At 33.4% G+C, this 16,783-nt stretch carries 16 protein-coding genes; 4 read left to right on the forward strand and 12 right to left on the reverse strand.

Going from position 1 to position 16,783, the window contains the following annotated elements; all coding sequences use genetic code 11:
• Positions 1-139: 139 nt before the first annotated feature.
• From AC23MC_RS09670 to AC23MC_RS09725, 12 genes are all read right to left on the reverse strand, one after another.
• Positions 140-862, reverse strand: coding sequence for a hypothetical protein (locus AC23MC_RS09670; RefSeq protein ID WP_487568247.1), 723 nt, complete (start codon positions 860-862; stop codon positions 140-142).
• 184 nt (positions 863-1,046) lie between these two features.
• Positions 1,047-2,930, reverse strand: a complete 1,884-nt coding sequence (locus tag AC23MC_RS09675) for a tetratricopeptide repeat-containing sensor histidine kinase (RefSeq protein WP_487570644.1) — start codon at positions 2,928-2,930, stop codon at positions 1,047-1,049.
• Between the two features lie 15 nt (positions 2,931-2,945).
• Positions 2,946-3,674, reverse strand: coding sequence for a LytR/AlgR family response regulator transcription factor (locus AC23MC_RS09680; protein WP_487568245.1), 729 nt, complete (start codon positions 3,672-3,674; stop codon positions 2,946-2,948).
• Between the two features lie 92 nt (positions 3,675-3,766).
• On the reverse strand, positions 3,767-4,747 hold the full coding sequence (locus AC23MC_RS09685; RefSeq protein WP_487568244.1) for a carbon-nitrogen hydrolase family protein: 981 nt from the start codon (positions 4,745-4,747) through the stop codon (positions 3,767-3,769).
• Between the two features lie 3 nt (positions 4,748-4,750).
• On the reverse strand, positions 4,751-5,542 hold the full coding sequence (locus AC23MC_RS09690) for a hypothetical protein (RefSeq protein ID WP_487568243.1): 792 nt from the start codon (positions 5,540-5,542) through the stop codon (positions 4,751-4,753).
• On the reverse strand, positions 5,532-5,954 hold the full coding sequence (locus AC23MC_RS09695) for an acyl-CoA thioesterase (protein WP_487568242.1): 423 nt from the start codon (positions 5,952-5,954) through the stop codon (positions 5,532-5,534). The genes AC23MC_RS09690 and AC23MC_RS09695 overlap by 11 nt, the downstream gene beginning before the upstream one ends.
• 79 nt (positions 5,955-6,033) lie before the next feature.
• On the reverse strand, positions 6,034-6,534 hold the full coding sequence (locus AC23MC_RS09700) for a hypothetical protein (RefSeq protein ID WP_487568241.1): 501 nt from the start codon (positions 6,532-6,534) through the stop codon (positions 6,034-6,036).
• A gap of 41 nt (positions 6,535-6,575) precedes the next feature.
• Entirely contained in the window at positions 6,576-8,168 is a 1,593-nt protein-coding gene (locus AC23MC_RS09705) for an AMP-binding protein (protein ID WP_487568240.1), read from the reverse strand.
• Between the two features lie 3 nt (positions 8,169-8,171).
• Positions 8,172-9,002 (reverse strand): KilA-N domain-containing protein, encoded by an 831-nt coding sequence (locus tag AC23MC_RS09710; RefSeq protein ID WP_487568239.1) that lies wholly within the window; start codon positions 9,000-9,002, stop codon positions 8,172-8,174.
• A gap of 44 nt (positions 9,003-9,046) precedes the next feature.
• Entirely contained in the window at positions 9,047-11,350 is a 2,304-nt protein-coding gene (locus AC23MC_RS09715) for an oxidoreductase (RefSeq protein WP_487568238.1), read from the reverse strand.
• A 40-nt stretch (positions 11,351-11,390) separates the two neighbouring features.
• Entirely contained in the window at positions 11,391-11,960 is a 570-nt protein-coding gene (locus tag AC23MC_RS09720) for a hypothetical protein (RefSeq protein ID WP_487568237.1), read from the reverse strand.
• Positions 11,961-11,968: 8 nt separating this feature from the next.
• Positions 11,969-12,574, reverse strand: coding sequence for a flavin reductase family protein (locus AC23MC_RS09725; RefSeq protein WP_487568236.1), 606 nt, complete (start codon positions 12,572-12,574; stop codon positions 11,969-11,971).
• A gap of 257 nt (positions 12,575-12,831) precedes the next feature.
• Between AC23MC_RS09725 and AC23MC_RS09730 the strand changes: the two genes are divergently transcribed.
• The 4 genes from AC23MC_RS09730 to AC23MC_RS09745 all read left to right on the forward strand — a co-directional run bounded on the left by AC23MC_RS09730 (position 12,832) and on the right by AC23MC_RS09745 (position 16,715).
• Entirely contained in the window at positions 12,832-13,251 is a 420-nt protein-coding gene (locus tag AC23MC_RS09730; protein ID WP_026709909.1) for an IS1/IS1595 family N-terminal zinc-binding domain-containing protein, read from the forward strand.
• 108 nt (positions 13,252-13,359) lie between these two features.
• Positions 13,360-14,574 (forward strand): hypothetical protein, encoded by a 1,215-nt coding sequence (locus tag AC23MC_RS09735; protein WP_487568235.1) that lies wholly within the window; start codon positions 13,360-13,362, stop codon positions 14,572-14,574.
• A gap of 26 nt (positions 14,575-14,600) precedes the next feature.
• Positions 14,601-14,861 (forward strand): DUF4212 domain-containing protein, encoded by a 261-nt coding sequence (locus AC23MC_RS09740; RefSeq protein WP_487568234.1) that lies wholly within the window; start codon positions 14,601-14,603, stop codon positions 14,859-14,861.
• Between the two features lie 141 nt (positions 14,862-15,002).
• Positions 15,003-16,715, forward strand: coding sequence for a sodium:solute symporter family protein (locus AC23MC_RS09745; RefSeq protein ID WP_487568233.1), 1,713 nt, complete (start codon positions 15,003-15,005; stop codon positions 16,713-16,715).
• Positions 16,716-16,783: the final 68 nt, after the last annotated feature.

The raw sequence follows: 16,783 nt of genomic DNA on the forward strand, positions 1-16,783 counted from the left end.
AATAAGCACTTTAAATATACTAACTTTTGCTTTTTTGTACAACTTTTTTAGTGAAATTATATCGAACTCACGTTAATTAATTCAATTTAGAAAAAGAAAACATGTACTTTAAATTTTAAAGTTGAATTTAGTTGTGTTTTTATTTGCTAAGTTCTTTGTTTAGAATATAAGTATATGCCCATGAAGCATCAATAGAACTTCTAAAATCATTTCGCATTTGTTCGGCTTTCTTTACACCATGTTTATTTTCCATGACTTTCCAAACACCGTCTTTTTCTATATCCATTTCTGCTAAATCTTTGTATGAAGTTGTCACCATATAATTAGGAGCATTTTCGTCACCACCCATAAATGAGTACCATGAACCTCTAACATCTCCTTCAACAGCTTTTAGTGTGTTATGAACTTCTTTAAGGGTTGCATTAAAAACGGTAGAGTTTTTTACTCTAAAGTAAGTTACCCAAACTACGGTTCGATCAGGATTCACTTTTTTAGTGCTCATTTCCGGCATAGTAGAAGCCAAATGATAAACATTTTTTTCAATGTGTGGCATTATCATATTTATGACAATATCTCTACAGGCTTTACCGGCTTCATCATCTTTGTCTAATTCTGCCCAGTTTTTAACCAATCCTGTTAAAGCATAAACGGTTCCTTCTCCTTGAATTCTTGACCAAAGATTCCAAGAATCTGTTCCGTTGTTTTTTTCATAACATTCTTTGTACATTTTTACACCTGCCTTGAATTGATCATGGTGACCTTGCTTGATCGTTAATTCAGACATTGTCAATATTTGACGTTCTGCAACTTGTGCCATAGCTATTATTGGTAATAGCAGTACTAAAAAGAGTAATTTTTTCATGATTAATTAATTTTTAAGATTAGTTGAATTGGATATAAATCCGGTACTAAGTAAAATGTAATTAACTGAAAATGAAATAGGTTTAGGACGAAGTGGAGTAAAAAATGTCCGAAAAGGCAGATTTCCTTATCGGAGGAGTTTTAATGTGTCAATTGGTCAATGTGGCAATGAGTCAATTTGAAGATTAAGCCACTTTTCGCAGTTTAAAATCAAAAATATGGGTTGTTCCATTTTCTGATTCTTCTTTCATAGTGCCGTTTAATTGTTGGGTGAGGAGGGAAACAAGCTGAGTTCCGAATCCGGTTCCTTGCGTAATTCCGGATTTTCCGATGCCATCATCGGTGACAACCAAATGAAGATGTTGGTCATTTTGTTTTTCTAATTTAATGGTAATAGTTCCTTTATCGCCTTCAGGGAAAGCATATTTAATGGTGTTCGTCAGTAATTCATTGATTATCAAACCCAAAGGAACGGCTGTATCAATGTCTAAATCGAGTTTTTCCATAGCTAAATTCAATTTGACTTTTTCTTCCGCACCAAAACTGTCGAGAATACTTTGACTGAGGTTTAAAAAATAATCTTTCATCTCAATAGAACCCAAATTCGTTCCTTGATAGAGTTTTTGATGAACAATGCTGATGGAGTTCACCCGATTTTGTCCTTCTGTCATCGCTTCTTTAGTTTTTAAATCATCAATTTGAGCTGATTGTAAAGCAAGTAAACTGGAAACTATTTCCAGATTATTTTTCACTCGATGATGAATTTCTTTCATCAATAATTCGTTTTCAGCATTTTTCTGAGCTAATAAACGATTGCTTTTGCTTCGGTTTCGATAACTGATGAAGCCAAAAATCAACAATCCTAAAAGCAAACCAACGACAATAATTCCCAAATATTGAACTAATTTTTGTTGGGATATTTTAGCTTCCTGAAAAGCGATAGTTTCCTCTTTTTTCTCTGTTTCGTATTTAGTTAGCAGTTCCGACATTTTTGCATCACTTTCAATAGAACCGATGCTATCTCTCAAATCATACGCTTTTTGTTTGTATGATAAAGCGGATTCAAAGTCATTTAGTTTCTGATAAATTGTACTGACATGGTGATAATTTTCAATAAGATTCGCAATATCATTATTCGTTTCCTGCAATCGAACGGTTTCCAGTTGATAGGGAAGAGCTTCTTTATAATTTCCTTTTAACAAATTTATTTCCCCTAAATTGGCAGTTACCGTGTTGATTCCGTTTTGATAATTGGCTTCTTTGGCCATTTTTAAACAATTAGTATAAAAACGAATGGCTTCATCATATCTTCCTAATTTTTTGAGTGCATTTCCTTGACTATTGCCAATATCAACCAAGCTGGTCAATCCTAAATTTTGTTCTTTTGCAATAGCGGCCGCTTTATTAAAATAGTCTAATGATAGTTGATTTTTCCCCATAGCAATGGCAACGTCTCCGGCATTAGTATAAACGTAAAAAAATTCAGAAGTCAAGTTGTTTTTTTCTGCCATTTCGATTGCTTTTTCAGCATACTTTAGGGCTTCATTTAATCGGTTTTGCTTCGTTAAATCCCACGAAATTCGCGTCATTGCATCACAAATTCCTGCTTTATCATCAATACTTTCCATTAATTTTAAAGCATAAATATTTTTTTGCATCGCTTTATCATATTCACCTTTTTTCTTTAGAACCCAAGCGATTTTAAATGAAGTTGATGCTTGTCCTCTTACATCATCAATGGCTTTATATCCTTTCATTGCCTTATCAAAAAATAGATTTGCTGAGTCTAACTGAAGTAAGTTTGCGTGCATTCTGCCTTCCATTTCATAAAATTTCGGTTGCCAGTTTTTATCGTTTAGTTGATCGGCTAATTTGACACCTTTTTTTGCCAATACTAACGCTTGTTTCATATCATTTTCAAAAACAGTGCTGACCATTTCAGAAATGATTTCTAATTTTTTGGTTTGATTTTTTTCGGAATTTAGTTTCAGTTCTAATTCGGCCAAAGTGGCTTGTTGACTATGAATAATAAGCGGAAACAAAAGCAAAATAAGTAGTTTTAATTTCATAGTCATTAGATAAAATTATACTTTTTGTATGTGAAGCAATAGTTGTTTTTTTAGTTCCGGACTTACGGGAATGGCTTTTTTGGCAATCACCAAATGACTGGTTGCAATTTCGTCGATGTGATGCATATTGATGATAAAAGAGCGATGAATTCGCATCAGGTTTTTGACGTTTAACTTTTCTTCTAAATCTTTTAATGTGCTGACAATGAGGTGTTCTTTTTCTTTGCAATGAATTTTGCAATAATTGCGTTCGGCTTCAATATACAGAATGTCGTTGATGTTAATTTTTATCATTTTATCGTGGCTTCGAACAAAAATCGAATCACTCATAACAAAAGTGTCTAAGTCAGTAACTTCTCCCTTTTTTTCTTCTTGAATGCGAAGAATCGTCAATTCAATAGCATGTTGAAGGTCTAACTTTTTGAATGGTTTGGAGATAAAAGCGTACGGATTTGTTGTTTTTGCTCTGTTGAAATGAATATCATCCGCATTCGCAGTCAAATAAATAATTGGAATTTTGAATTCTTTTTGAATGATATGAGCCAATTCAATTCCGTCTAAATCACCTTTTAGATAAATGTCAAGAAGTAAAATATCCGGTGTATTTTCACGGATTTTAGGCAAAACTTCTTCTGCTCTAGGAATGATTCCAATTACATCATACCCAAGATTTGACAATTGAAGTGCAATATTAGCCCCAATAATCATCTCGTCTTCTATAATAAGAATTTTTATTTTTTCCATTAAGAAAATGACTTATAAATGAATAACTTCAATAATAATCTTAAAATTCTGAATGGTAGATGGATATGGGATGTAAAAATACTTCTTTTTATTTAACTTTTGTTAAAATCTTCGTGATTATCTATAAATGTTATTTTTCGGGTAGGAGCGGTGTTTACGCGGAGATCAAAAATATCAAAGCGATTGTAATGTCCCAGAATATCATGCATTTGTTTCGGTTGAATGCATTTTTCCAAATCGATTTCGGCATACACAATTCCTTCGTCATCAATCAAAGGTTCACCCACAACAGCTCCGTTTGGACCTATAATTCCTGAAAATGCCGAACTTTTTCGAGTCAACAATTCTTCAATATTAGGAACATCGGGTTTTAAAACATCCATAATTTCTTTAGAAATAGTTGAACACGAAACAACGGTGAATAATTTCCCTTCAAACGAATGAGCAGCGGCACGAATTTTAATCGCTTCAGCCATATTGTAATCGGGCGGAGCAACTGGAAGTGAAATATAATTGGCTATGTGAATCAATTCGCCTTGCGACAATAACGTAAATCGAGCTAAAGTGTTTGTGTTTTCGCCACAAGCTAATGTTCCGATTGGACCGATTTCTGTTTTATAAACTTTTAACGACGAACCGTCACCGCTTGACCACGTTAGTTTTTCTGCCCAAGTGGGGACTAACTTTCGGTGTTTTCCGATGAGATTTCCATTATTATCGATGATAAGATTAGTATTGTAAATTTCTCCATAACTATCGCCGCGTTCATTAATTCCAATAACAATGTGCATATTGAACTCTTTAGCTGCATGGAATAACGGTTTCATCGATTCATCTGATAAAGCAACTGAATTTTTATATAATTGTTCATACCATTTACTGCCTTGCACAGGTGTCATGATCCAGTTCCAATACGGATATCCGGCAACGAAAACTTCCGGAAATGCAATTAATTGAGTACCGTAAGAACTGGCTTCTTTAATGAAAGAAATGGCTTTTTCAATGGTTTTTTCTACGTTTAAAAAAACGGGGGAGGTTTGAACTGCGGCAGCTTTGAATTTTGGAAAGTTCATAATTTAATAATTTTCTAACGAATACTTTAATGTCCCGTCGTCAGTGTTGTTTCTATTATAGTTTATAATAATAACGTGCTCAAAAGTTTCGTTAATATCATCTATTTTATTATGATACCATTTAGATCCTATTAATTCTTTTTTAAATTTTTTATCAATTTTCCTACCTAAAGAATTTATTATTTCTATATCAACAACCTCACCTTCTTTATTATGGATTAATTTAAAACAACCAAAAGTCTTTTTAGAATCAAAATTATTAATACTTAATAGTGCATTGCGGAAACCTCCATCTTTTGATGTGTTATGTGATAACTTATTATTTACTTTTTTAATTTTTTCAATTTTTAATTCTTCTAAAATATTTAAAATCTTAATTTGTTGTTTAGGATAATCTTTATGGTAATTTTGATATTTTACTGAATCAATAGTTTTGTTTAATTGAAAATTTCCACTACAAAGACTAGTATAAATCTTACCATTCTCTTTATTTTTAAAACCAAAAATAATCCATTCAGTATCTTTTGGCAAAAACATTCCACAAGAAGCATCACTCATACTTTCTAAATGCAACTCTATAATTTTATTGCCAAAATATTGTTTAACGGTTTCGATCTTTACAAAATAAGGTTTATAAGAATCCATATGATTCCCAATTGTTTTAGATTCTGTAATTTTAATCCTTGCTATATAATCATGTGTCTTTATTTTGTCAATTAATGATGAGTGCACACATGAGCAGGAATAGCTCTTATAAAAAACAACAAGTAATAAAACTAGTATTTTATATTTCATAATGCTTTATTTTATTTTTTATTTCATCCGAAAAACCTTCTGCTTTGATTTTTTCTCGGTCTTCCGCTATTTTTACGTTGACTAAAGTTACTTCGCCTTCTAAAACGGTTAACTCTTTTTCATTAACGAATTGAAATCCGCATAAAACTGATGCAAAACCAATGTCTTTTACCCATAATTTTTTGGTCAGAACTTCTCCCAAACGAGCGGGATTTTTGAATTGGATTTTCAAATCTACTGTTGGAATGCCGTTGGTTTCGTGCATTTTTGAAAAAGGTCGGTCGAGAGCTTCTTCAAACCAATCTTCTACTAAATCATTTAGCATTTCCAAGAATCTTGGATAGAAAACGATTCCAGCGTAGTCAATGTGTTTGAATTTTATTTTTTCTTGTTTGGTGAAAGTATTTTTCATTGTTGTCTTTTTTTGCCACGAATTTCACTAATTCTCACGAATTTATTTTTTTCTTGTTTATTGAATATAATACTAATTTTTATTCATTAAAATAAGTTATTCCAAATTCTTTAAAGAGTTTTTCTTGTCTTAGAGCAAGTTTGCTTATAATTTCCATATTTGGAGAATAATAACTGCCATTACAATCAAAACACAACTCAACATAACCAAAAACTTCATTTTTATTATTATAAAATATAATAGCGTGTCTTGGATCATAACAGGCTGCTTCCCAATTTTCAACTTCGGAATTTATTAATTCATTTTTCAGTTTATTGATTTGAGTTGAATTTAAAACAATTCGATTTTTTAAATACTTTTCCTTTATATCAATTTTTTTATCCTTTATATAATTTACTGGGCTATAATACTTTGGGTTATCTTCTTTTTCCCATTGATTTCTATCCAAATAAGCCAAAATCTCTATTTTTTTAGTTTGTTCAAAAATCACATCAATTTCACTTTTCCTGTGAAAATTACAAGAATTAAGAATCAAAACAAAGAATAAAATTGAGGTTACAAAATATATCTTTTTTAGCATAATAAAAGTCTTACTACTTAATACTCCTATCTTAATACTTCCTACTTCAACTTAAACCTCTGTATTTTCCCCGTCTCTGTTTTAGGCAAAGCTTCCGTAAAATAAATCACTCTCGGATATTTATACGGAGCCGCTACTTCTTTGAACCAGTGCTGAATATGATTTTTCATATTATCCGTTGCTTTAGATGTATCTTTTAGAATAATATGAGCACAAACTAACATCCCACGTTCAGAATCAGGCAAACCAACTACGGCACATTCCAGAATTTCTTCGTGGGTTAAAAGTACGGATTCTACTTCAATTGCTGCAATATTATATCCGGAAGAAATGATCATATCATCACCACGAGCTACAAACCAAAAGTAACCGTCTTCGTCTTGTTTAAAAATATCTCCGGTAATATTCCAGCCGTTTTCAACATATTCTTGTTGTTTTTCGATACGATTGAGGTATTTACAACCTGTAATTCCGCGAACGGCTAATCGTCCGGGTTCATTCGATGAAACGTCATTTCCGTTAGCATCAATGATTTTCGCTTCATAACCTGTTACAGCCAAACCTGTAGATCCCGGTTTCATATTATCTTCATTTGATGAAATGAAAATATGAAGCATTTCGGTTGCTCCAATTCCATCAATGATTTTTAATCCGGTGGCGTTGTACCAATCTTCCCAAACCTTTAAGGGCAAAGTTTCTCCGGCAGAGACACATTTGCGTAAGCTTGAAATGTCGTATTCGTTGACTTTAGTCGTAATAATTCGCCAAGCGGTTGGAGCGGTAAAACAAATCGTGATTTTATGTTCCTGAATGGCTTGTAATAAAACATCCGGCGTTGGTTTTTCTATTAAAAATGTGGAAGCACCAAAATACAACGGAAACAATACCAATCCACCTAGACCAAAGGTAAAACCAATGGGTGGACTTCCTGTAAATATATCATTTGCGGTTGGTTGAAGAGAATAAGTTGGAAATGCTTCGCAAATATTCAAAATATCTTTGTGATAATGAGCTGTCATTTTGGGCAATCCTGTTGTGCCGGAAGTAAAACCAATCAAAGCAACACTATCTGATTTGGAATGAAAATTAGTAAAGGTTTTTGATTTATTCATCATCAAATTTTCCAATTCGGAAGTGCCACTTTCTGAACCACAGAATTTGCTGATTCTTTTCAAATAATCGGAATCCACCAAATCCATTTCGCTTTCTAAAGCGATATCGCAAAACACGTGGGTGATTTCGGCACATTCGATGATTGTTTTTAGTTCTTTGGAACGTAGCAAAGGCATCGTCGCTACTACAATTCCGCCTGCTTTCAGAATTCCAAACCACAACGCAACCATCATCGGATTATTGGCAGAACGAATTAAAACCCGATTTCCGGATTGTAAACCTAAATCATCCACTAAAACATTAGCAATTTGATTGGCTTTTTCAAATAAATCCTGATATGTCCACGTTTTTTTGAAAGTACGAAGACAAGGAGCATTTCCGTTACCGTTTTTAATGTGAGAATCTAAAAGACGTTCGACACAATTGAGCATTTCATTTTCATACCATCCTTGTAAATAGGTGGGCTGCAAATCGATGCTTGGTAGGGAATTGTGAGCGAAATTGTCATCAAAGTGTTTCATTTATTACTCTTTAAGCTTTTTTATTTCCTTGGAACGAACTAGAGATTTCATTTGAGTAATAGCAACTTTATTAAGTTGTATAAGTCGTTCACTTTGTGCTAGACCTTGCTGAATAAGTAATGCATTTATACTTTCCAAATTACTCAGGACTACTAATTGCTCCAAAGTGGCAAAATCTCTTATATTTCCTTTTTGATTAGGGTTATTTTCTCTCCATTCTTTAGCTGTAATTCCAAACAAAGCAACATTAAGTAAATCTGCCTCATTAGCATATACAAAAGATGTCTGTTGTTTAGTAATTTCAACTGGTATTAGGTTTTCTTTAATTGCATCCGTATGAATATGATAATTAATTTTTGAAATTGTACGTTGTAAATTCCATTCTAAATTTAAGCTGTCGTTTTCGTTTTCTTTTAAACGTTGGAATTCTTTGATTATATATAACTTGAATTCAATAGAAATCCAAGAGGCAAATTCTAAAGCAATGTCTTTATGAGCAAAAGTTCCACCATATCTTCCGGCTTTTGAAACAATACCAATTGCGTTAGTACTTTCTATCCAACGTTTAGGGGTCATTACAAAACTATTTAATCCTGCTTGTTTTCTAAACCCGTCGAATTCGACGGGTTTAAAATTTGGATTATAAATCATTTCCCAAAAACCCAAAAGTTCGATGGTATTTCTGTTTCTTAACCAATTTTTTATAATATCATCTGTTTGAGCAGTGTCTTTATGTTTAGCAATATCTGTCAAGGAAATATAATCGCTGTTACTTTGATTCACAACGGCAATTTCAAAACCTTGAACATCTATTTTAGATTTTTTTTCTTTCATTTTTTTATGGCTTAGATATTTTATGAGTAATCAAATTTTTAAAATTAACTTTTTTTGTTGCTTTTTGGTTTCAAAGCTTTTTTCATTCCTTCAACTTGTTTCCTTTCTGATGCTTTCAACGGATACAAATGTGAACTTCCCATTTTATATTGCAACGGAATATCATCCGTTTGCACATTTTCATACGCTTGGGCATTTCTAACAAAGTTAGCATCGGCTAATAATGGTCGGCCCAATGCCACCAAATCAGCTCTGCCGTTTAAAATGATGGTGTTAATTTGATCAATGTCTTGAATAAATCCGGCGGTTATAGTTGGAATATGAACCGTATTTCGAACCAAATCAGAGAAAGGCGTTTGCCACATTCTTCCCATTTGAGGTTTTTGGTGTTCAACGGTATTTCCGGTGGAAACGTTGATGATATCTGCTCCGGCGGATTTGAAAGCATTGGCAATATAAATCACATCTTCTTCGGAAATACCGTTTTCAGTCCAATCAGAAGCGGAAATTCGCACTGACATAGGTTTTTGTTGTGGAAATACGTTTCGCATTTCATTAAACACTCGCAACGGAAATTTGATTCGGTTTTCAATACTTCCTCCAAATTCATCTGAACGAATATTTGTCAATGGCGATAAAAACGAAGCTAATAAAAATCCGTGATGAGCTTGTAATTCGATTAAATCAAAACCGGCTTGTTCAGCGTTTTTTGTAGCTTGGATAAATTCAGTTGTAACTTTATCCATATCTTCCAAAGTCATTTCTTTTGGAGTTGGCATTTTGGAATTGAATGGAATAGAAGAAGCAGAAATCAGTTCCCAAGCATTTTCAATTGGTTCATTTTGTCCTTCCCAAGGTTTTTTTATTGCACCTTTTCTTCCTGAATGTCCGAGTTGTATTCCGATTTTAGTTTGTGTGTTTTGATGAATAAAATCAGTAACTTTTTCCCATTCAACTATTTGATTGTCATTATAAATACCGGCACAACCTAAAGTGATACGTCCATTGTGAGAAACAGCAGTCATTTCAGTTAGAATCAATCCAACGCCACCGGTTGCTCGACTTCCGTAATGAACTAAATGCCAGTTATTAATTAAACCATTTTCAGCTGAATATTGTCCCATCGGAGACATTACAATTCGGTTTGGTAATTCTAAATCACGAAGTTTAAATTTTGAAAAAGCCGCTGATTGATTTTTGTCAATGACATTGTTATTGTCATTGAACTCTTTTAAAACTTTATCTGTGAATGATTTATCTCTAATTTGAAGATTTTCAAACGTCACTTTTTTGGAACGCGTCATACATCCAAAAGCAAATTGATAGAACGAATGTTGAATGTGACGATCCATATTTTCAAACCAATCCAATGAAACCAAAGCGGCATACTGAATCATTTCTACCGTATTTCTTCTGGTTTTGTCATATTGTTCGAAAGCAGCTTCAACATTGTTAGGATTTGCAATCACAGCATCGGATAATCCAATCGCTGAATCCATCGCTAATTTTGTTCCTGAACCGATAGAGTAGTGAGCGGTTGCTTTCGCATCACCTAACAGAACTAAATTGTTATGCGACCATTTTTCATTGGTTACGTGCGGAAATTGTCGCCAATGTGATTTATTTGAAATAAGTGAATGTCCATCTAATTCTTCTTTGAAAATTTCAGCAATTTTTTGAATGGTATCTTCTTCATTGGTGACTTCAAAACCAATGTTTTGCCAAGTTTGTTCACTACATTCAAAAATCCAAGTGCTCATTCCTTCTTCGTATTGATAGGTGTGTGCGACGATGGTTCCGAAGGGAGTTTTTCTAAAGAAATAAGTAAAAGCATCCAACGGTTTAGTCGAACCTAACCAAACAAATCGATTCTTTTTAAGTTCGATTTTGGTTCCGAATTCAGAAGCAAATTTTGTTCGAATGGCACTTCCAATTCCATCACAAGCCACAATAATATCTGAATCAGCAAACTGACTCAAATCATCTACATTTTGTTCGAAATGAAGATTCACACCTTCTTCACGGCAACGTTGGTGTAATAATTTCAATAACGTTTTTCGGGAACAACCACAAAATCCGTTACCGGAACTATTCACAGTTTGACCGTCACGAGCGACAATAATATCATCCCAATAGGCAAATTCACTGCGAATAAGTTCATAGGATTTTAAATCTCGCATTAAAAATTCGCTTAATGTTTCATCGGAGAAAACTACGCCAAAACCAAAACTGTCTTCTGGTTTGTTGCGTTCGTAAACATCTATTTGGCAATGAGGTATTGCTTTTTTGGTTAATATGGAAAAGTAGAGTCCGCCTGGGCCGCCACCGATTACTGTTATTTTTTTCATTTCTCGCAAAGTCGCAAAGCCGCGAAGTTTTTTCTTAAAATTAATTTAATTTATAAATATTTATTACTTCAAATCCTTTTTTTATGGGTTGAAGCAAGCTATCGTTCTTGTTAATAGAATATTTAGTTGTGAAAATATTTTCAGTTAAAGATTCTAATTCTTTTCTTTCTAAATATAATGTATCATTGCTAATTCTATAATCTCCTTGATAAGTACAACTAAAATCTGCTTGATTATATTTTGCAGCAAAACTACCGTTAGTATACAATTTTAGAGTTCCACTTTTTGCTGCTTTTGAAAATGTTACTCCATTAAGTTTTTCTGAGGTCCAAAATTTATCAGTTTCAAACTGTAAAACAAAAAAATAAATAATCAAAAATGAAAATGTAATAATTAAAGGAATAAAGTCGAATTTTGACTTGATTTTTATATATCTGTATGCGTCAATAATCGATATAATCGTAGTAAAAATTATTATAAAGATAATTATTAGCGTTGAAATAAGAAAGTTCATTAAACCACCACAATAATCTCCAACAGGAATAATTTGTAGTAGTAAAAACACTCCTAAAAAAATTAAAACGCTGTATCTTATAATTCTTTTTTTCATACTGTTATTTATTCCCGTTTTATCGAAAAAAGTTCTCCCAACGTACTATAATTTGAACCTGCCAAACGAGCCACAGGTTTGTAAACATCTAAATTAATCCGGTTGTTTTCCATCAAAATAGCATCATCAATATGAATGGTTTTTATTTTTCCAATCACAATACAAGCACCGCCACCAACATTATTCTCCATAAAGTAATGATGAATCATTTCGCATTCCAAATGAATCGGACTTTCTTTTACTCTTTTGGGTTTAATGAAAACTGAATCAATCGGAGTAAGGTTCGCCAATTCAAATTCATCTATATCAGATGCAACGGATGCTGAAGTGGCATTCATCTGTTCCACAACATCCATCGTGACTAAATTCACAACAAACTGACTATTTTGCAAGACATTATTCAATGTATCCTTAAATTGATTGTTGTCTCTTCGCGTAGAAAACATTACACACGGCGGATCGCTTGAAACCATATTGAAATAAGAAAACGGAGCGAGATTATTGATTCCGTCTTTATCAATCGTTGAAATCCAGCCAATTGGTCTGGGGATGATGGTTCCGGTTAATAATTTATATAAAACAGAAGGATCTGTTTCATCAGTTTTAAATTGCATATGTTTAGTGTTGTTTCTACAAATTAAAGAAAATAGCATGAATATTTACATATCTCTTACGCTAAAATTTATCTTTTTTTAGATGAAAATGGTATAACTTATTATAATTTACTGTTTTATTATAATTTAGCTATAATTATGAAGAATATAATTTTTAGCCAATAAAATTAAGCAATTCGTAAATTTTTCTAAAATAAATTACAAAATATGTTTTTATATTATTGCTAATTTAATATATTTATGCAAATTTTTTATATATGGAGATTCTAGCATGTCCGAAATGTCAAAACAATCAGATTGTTAAAAGTGGTATCATCAAAGACAGACAAAGGTATTTATGCAAAAAATGCAACTATTACTTTACAGTCAACAAGTTAGGTAAAAAGATAGACGATTACTACGTAACCAAAGCACTGCAATTGTATTTGGAAGGGTTGAGTTACCGCGAAATTGAACGCATTATCGGGGTTTCACATGTTACAGTGAGTAATTGGGTAAAAGAATTTAAAATCAAAAAACCTGCTCACACCGATTATCATCCAACTTATAAGATTTATAATCATTTAGAATTAGTAGAATTCTTAAAAAACAAAGACCAGCTCAAAGGTGCCGGGATGATTATTACTGAATTAGGTGATAAATTTATGCTTATAAAATGGGAGCGTTTCAAAGATTAACTATACCAATTAACAAAAATATATAACTGAATTTTTTTCTCACTTATAAAATTTCAATTTGGTACTCAGAAAAACAAATTCTTCTAACCAAAACCAAATTTATAATTAATGAAAAAAGCAGTCTTACTTCTCATGACAACGTTTTGCTTTTTTAATGCTTTTTCGCAAGGTTCTCCCGATTATGGGGGCGGAATGAAATTTAACCTAAACGAAGAAGGTTCAAAATACATGCGTGTCATTGCTTGGGGGCAAATGTGGGGTCAATATAATGACAACCTCCCCGAAGATAAAAAAGCTATTGAGTTTTCAACTCGAAGAGCACGGATTTTAACGTATGCTCAGATTACACCTAAATTCTTAGTGTTAACTCATTTTGGTCTAAATTCATTGAATGCCGATAACATGTCGCCAACAGGAAAAGGCGAGAGTTCTCAACTATTCTTTCATGATTTTTGGGTGCAATATAGTTTAGGAAAAAACCATGCGATTGGTTCAGGTTTACATTATTGGAACGGAATTTCACGATTAAATAGTCAAGGTACATTGAACTTTTTAACATTAGACAACAACCGCCAATCATGGTCAACGTTAGGATTATCTGATCAATTTGCTCGTCACCAAGGTGTTTATGCAAAAGGTTCTTTTGGTAAATTTCAATACAGAGTTTCGATAAATGAATCCATGACAAACAGTTTAGATACCCGAGTTACAGCAGATAATGTAAACACAACCATTTATGCAGGTCGAAGAGTTCTAGGTTCAAAAGAATCCGGAATGAATTATGCCGGTTATTTTGAGTATGGCTTTTTAGATGCTGAAAGTAATTTTCTTCCATTTAGAGTTGGTTCTTATTTAGGCACTAAAAAAGTATTCAATGTAGGTGCCGGATTTTTTCTTCATCCTAAAGGAAGTGTTTACAATGACGGAACAACCAACATTGGCGAAGATGTATCCATTTTTGCTGTCGATGCTTTTTATGATGCACCACTTGGTGATAAAAAAGGTGCAATTACGGCTTATGCAACTTATCAAAACAATAATTACGGAAAGAACTACTTGTTTAATGCGTATGGAACCGGAAGCTTCATTTATGGTCATGCGGGTTATATGTTTCATTCGGAAAAATTGACAAAAATTCAACCCTACTTGTCCTATGCAACAAATAGTTATGATGCTGTGGATGATAATCGAAATGTATTCGGAGTAGGCACAAACCTCTATTTAAACGGACATAATTCTAAACTTACTTTAGAATATAAAAATGAAAAATTTGGCGAAAGCAAAACAGGAACAATCACGCTTCAAGCCATGGTTTATCTATAAATCTAACTTTAAAAACAAATTTAACTATGAGTAATCAAGCAAATGCAACCGCCTACTGGAAAGAGAATTTAAGATATCTTCTTATTCTTTTAACTATTTGGTTTTTAGTTTCCTACGGGGCAGGAATCTTATTTAAAGACGCTTTAGACAGTTTTAAAATCGGAGGATTTCCACTCGGATTTTGGTTCGCACAACAAGGATCAATTTACGCTTTTGTAATTCTGATTTTTGTATATGTTCGACTAATGAACAAATTGGATAAAAAATACGGATACGACGAGGAGTAGAAATCAGTTTGCAGTATTCAGTGTTCAGTTTAAAGTGTTCAGAATACAGCAATCGTTAACTATTCATAAGAAAAAATAAAAAATCTAAAAACTCAGCTGCTCAGTATCTCAGCTACTCAGCAACTCTAAAAAATAATCAAAATGGATGTACAAACTTGGACATATATTATAGTTGGAGCTTCATTTGCTCTTTATATTGGAATTGCAATCTGGTCGCGTGCCGGATCAACAAAAGAATTTTATGTTGCCGGTGGAGGTGTTTCACCGTTGGCTAACGGAATGGCTACTGCAGCAGACTGGATGTCGGCCGCTTCATTTATTTCCATGGCGGGAATTATTTCCTTCGCAGGATATGATGGAGCTGTTTATCTGATGGGATGGACAGGTGGTTATGTTTTATTAGCCTTATTATTGGCTCCTTATCTTAGAAAATTCGGAAAATTCACCGTACCTGATTTCATCGGTGATCGCTATTATTCAAAAACAGCTCGCTCAGTTGCCGTTTTCTGTGCTCTAATAGTTTCGTTTACGTATGTAGCCGGACAAATGAGAGGAGTAGGTGTAGTTTTCTCTAGATTTTTGGAAGTAGATATTAATACTGGTGTTATTATTGGAATGGTAATCGTTCTTTTCTATGCAGTTTTAGGTGGAATGAAAGGAATCACCTACACACAAGTAGCACAATATTGTGTATTGATTTTTGCCTTTATGGTACCAGCCATTTTTATCTCCATTCAAATGACAGGAAATCCAATTCCGCAATTAGGAATGGGTGGAACCGTAGCTGATGGTTCAGGAACTTTTTTATTAGATAAATTAAATGGACTTCAAACTGAATTAGGTTTTGATGAATATACAAGTGGTTCAAAATCAATGATTGATGTATTTGCCATCACATTAGCTTTAATGGTTGGAACAGCCGGATTACCACACGTTATTGTTCGTTTTTTCACCGTTAAGAAAGTGAAAGATGCAAGAAAATCTGCCGGATGGGCTTTGTTATTGATTGCTATACTTTATACTACAGCTCCTGCGGTGGCAGTTTTTGCAAAAGCGAACTTAATTCAAACGGTAAGTGATAAAGAATATAGTTCTATGCCACAATGGTTTATGAATTGGGAGAAAACAGGTTTATTAACCTTTGAAGATAAAAATGCAGACGGTAAAATTCAATATGTTGCCGATAAAGAAGCAAACGAATTAAAAATTGATAATGATATCATGGTTTTGGCTAATCCTGAAATTGCGAATTTGCCAAATTGGGTGATTGCTTTAGTAGCTGCCGGAGCTTTGGCTGCAGCCTTATCAACAGCTGCGGGATTGTTATTAGTAATTTCTTCTTCTGTTTCGCACGATTTGATTAAGAAAATGATTAACCCAAACATTTCAGAAAAAAATGAACTTTGGGCTGCTCGTGGTTCTGCTGCGGTTGCGGTTTGTATAGCTGGTTATTTCGGAATTAATCCGCCTGGATTCGTGGCAGCTGTCGTCGCATTAGCATTTGGTTTAGCTGCAGCATCATTTTTTCCAGCTATTATTTTAGGCATTTTTTACAAGAAAATGAATAAAGAAGGAGCTATCAGCGGAATGGTAGTGGGAATGCTATTGATGATTTATTACATGCTAAAATTCAAATTCGGTATCTTCGATGGTGGAAAAGAAATGGTAGATTCGTTAAAACCAAATTGGTGGTTTGGCATTTCACCGGAAGGATTTGGAACTGTTGCCATGATTGCCAATTTCGCAGTAGCATTGATAGTTAACAGATTTACACCCGAGCCACCACAAGATGTTCAGGATATTGTGGAAAACATCAGAATTCCATCCGGAGCTGGTGAGGCAACCGGACATTAATAAATGAATTATCTTTAGATAAAATTACTTTCTCTGCTTTTGAATTTCAAGAGCAGAGTTTGTGATTC

It is taken from the genome of Flavobacterium sp. T50_26, assembly GCF_057652995.1.

Bases quoted from the DNA above. Each gene is read 5' to 3' on its own strand.
- AC23MC_RS09670 (WP_487568247.1), bottom strand. From the start codon at position 862: ATGAAAAAATTACTCTTTTTAGTACTGCTATTACCAATAATAGCTATG.
- AC23MC_RS09675 (WP_487570644.1), bottom strand. From the start codon at position 2,930: ATGAAATTAAAACTACTTATTTTGCTTTTGTTTCCGCTTATTATTCAT.
- AC23MC_RS09680 (WP_487568245.1), bottom strand. From the start codon at position 3,674: ATGGAAAAAATAAAAATTCTTATTATAGAAGACGAGATGATTATTGGG.
- AC23MC_RS09685 (WP_487568244.1), bottom strand. From the start codon at position 4,747: ATGAACTTTCCAAAATTCAAAGCTGCCGCAGTTCAAACCTCCCCCGTT.
- AC23MC_RS09690 (WP_487568243.1), bottom strand. From the start codon at position 5,542: ATGAAATATAAAATACTAGTTTTATTACTTGTTGTTTTTTATAAGAGC.
- AC23MC_RS09695 (WP_487568242.1), bottom strand. From the start codon at position 5,954: ATGAAAAATACTTTCACCAAACAAGAAAAAATAAAATTCAAACACATT.
- AC23MC_RS09700 (WP_487568241.1), bottom strand. From the start codon at position 6,534: ATGCTAAAAAAGATATATTTTGTAACCTCAATTTTATTCTTTGTTTTG.
- AC23MC_RS09705 (WP_487568240.1), bottom strand. From the start codon at position 8,168: ATGAAACACTTTGATGACAATTTCGCTCACAATTCCCTACCAAGCATC.
- AC23MC_RS09710 (WP_487568239.1), bottom strand. From the start codon at position 9,002: ATGAAAGAAAAAAAATCTAAAATAGATGTTCAAGGTTTTGAAATTGCC.
- AC23MC_RS09715 (WP_487568238.1), bottom strand. From the start codon at position 11,350: ATGAAAAAAATAACAGTAATCGGTGGCGGCCCAGGCGGACTCTACTTT.
- AC23MC_RS09720 (WP_487568237.1), bottom strand. From the start codon at position 11,960: ATGAAAAAAAGAATTATAAGATACAGCGTTTTAATTTTTTTAGGAGTG.
- AC23MC_RS09725 (WP_487568236.1), bottom strand. From the start codon at position 12,574: ATGCAATTTAAAACTGATGAAACAGATCCTTCTGTTTTATATAAATTA.
- AC23MC_RS09730 (WP_026709909.1), top strand. From the start codon at position 12,832: ATGGAGATTCTAGCATGTCCGAAATGTCAAAACAATCAGATTGTTAAA.
- AC23MC_RS09735 (WP_487568235.1), top strand. From the start codon at position 13,360: ATGAAAAAAGCAGTCTTACTTCTCATGACAACGTTTTGCTTTTTTAAT.
- AC23MC_RS09740 (WP_487568234.1), top strand. From the start codon at position 14,601: ATGAGTAATCAAGCAAATGCAACCGCCTACTGGAAAGAGAATTTAAGA.
- AC23MC_RS09745 (WP_487568233.1), top strand. From the start codon at position 15,003: ATGGATGTACAAACTTGGACATATATTATAGTTGGAGCTTCATTTGCT.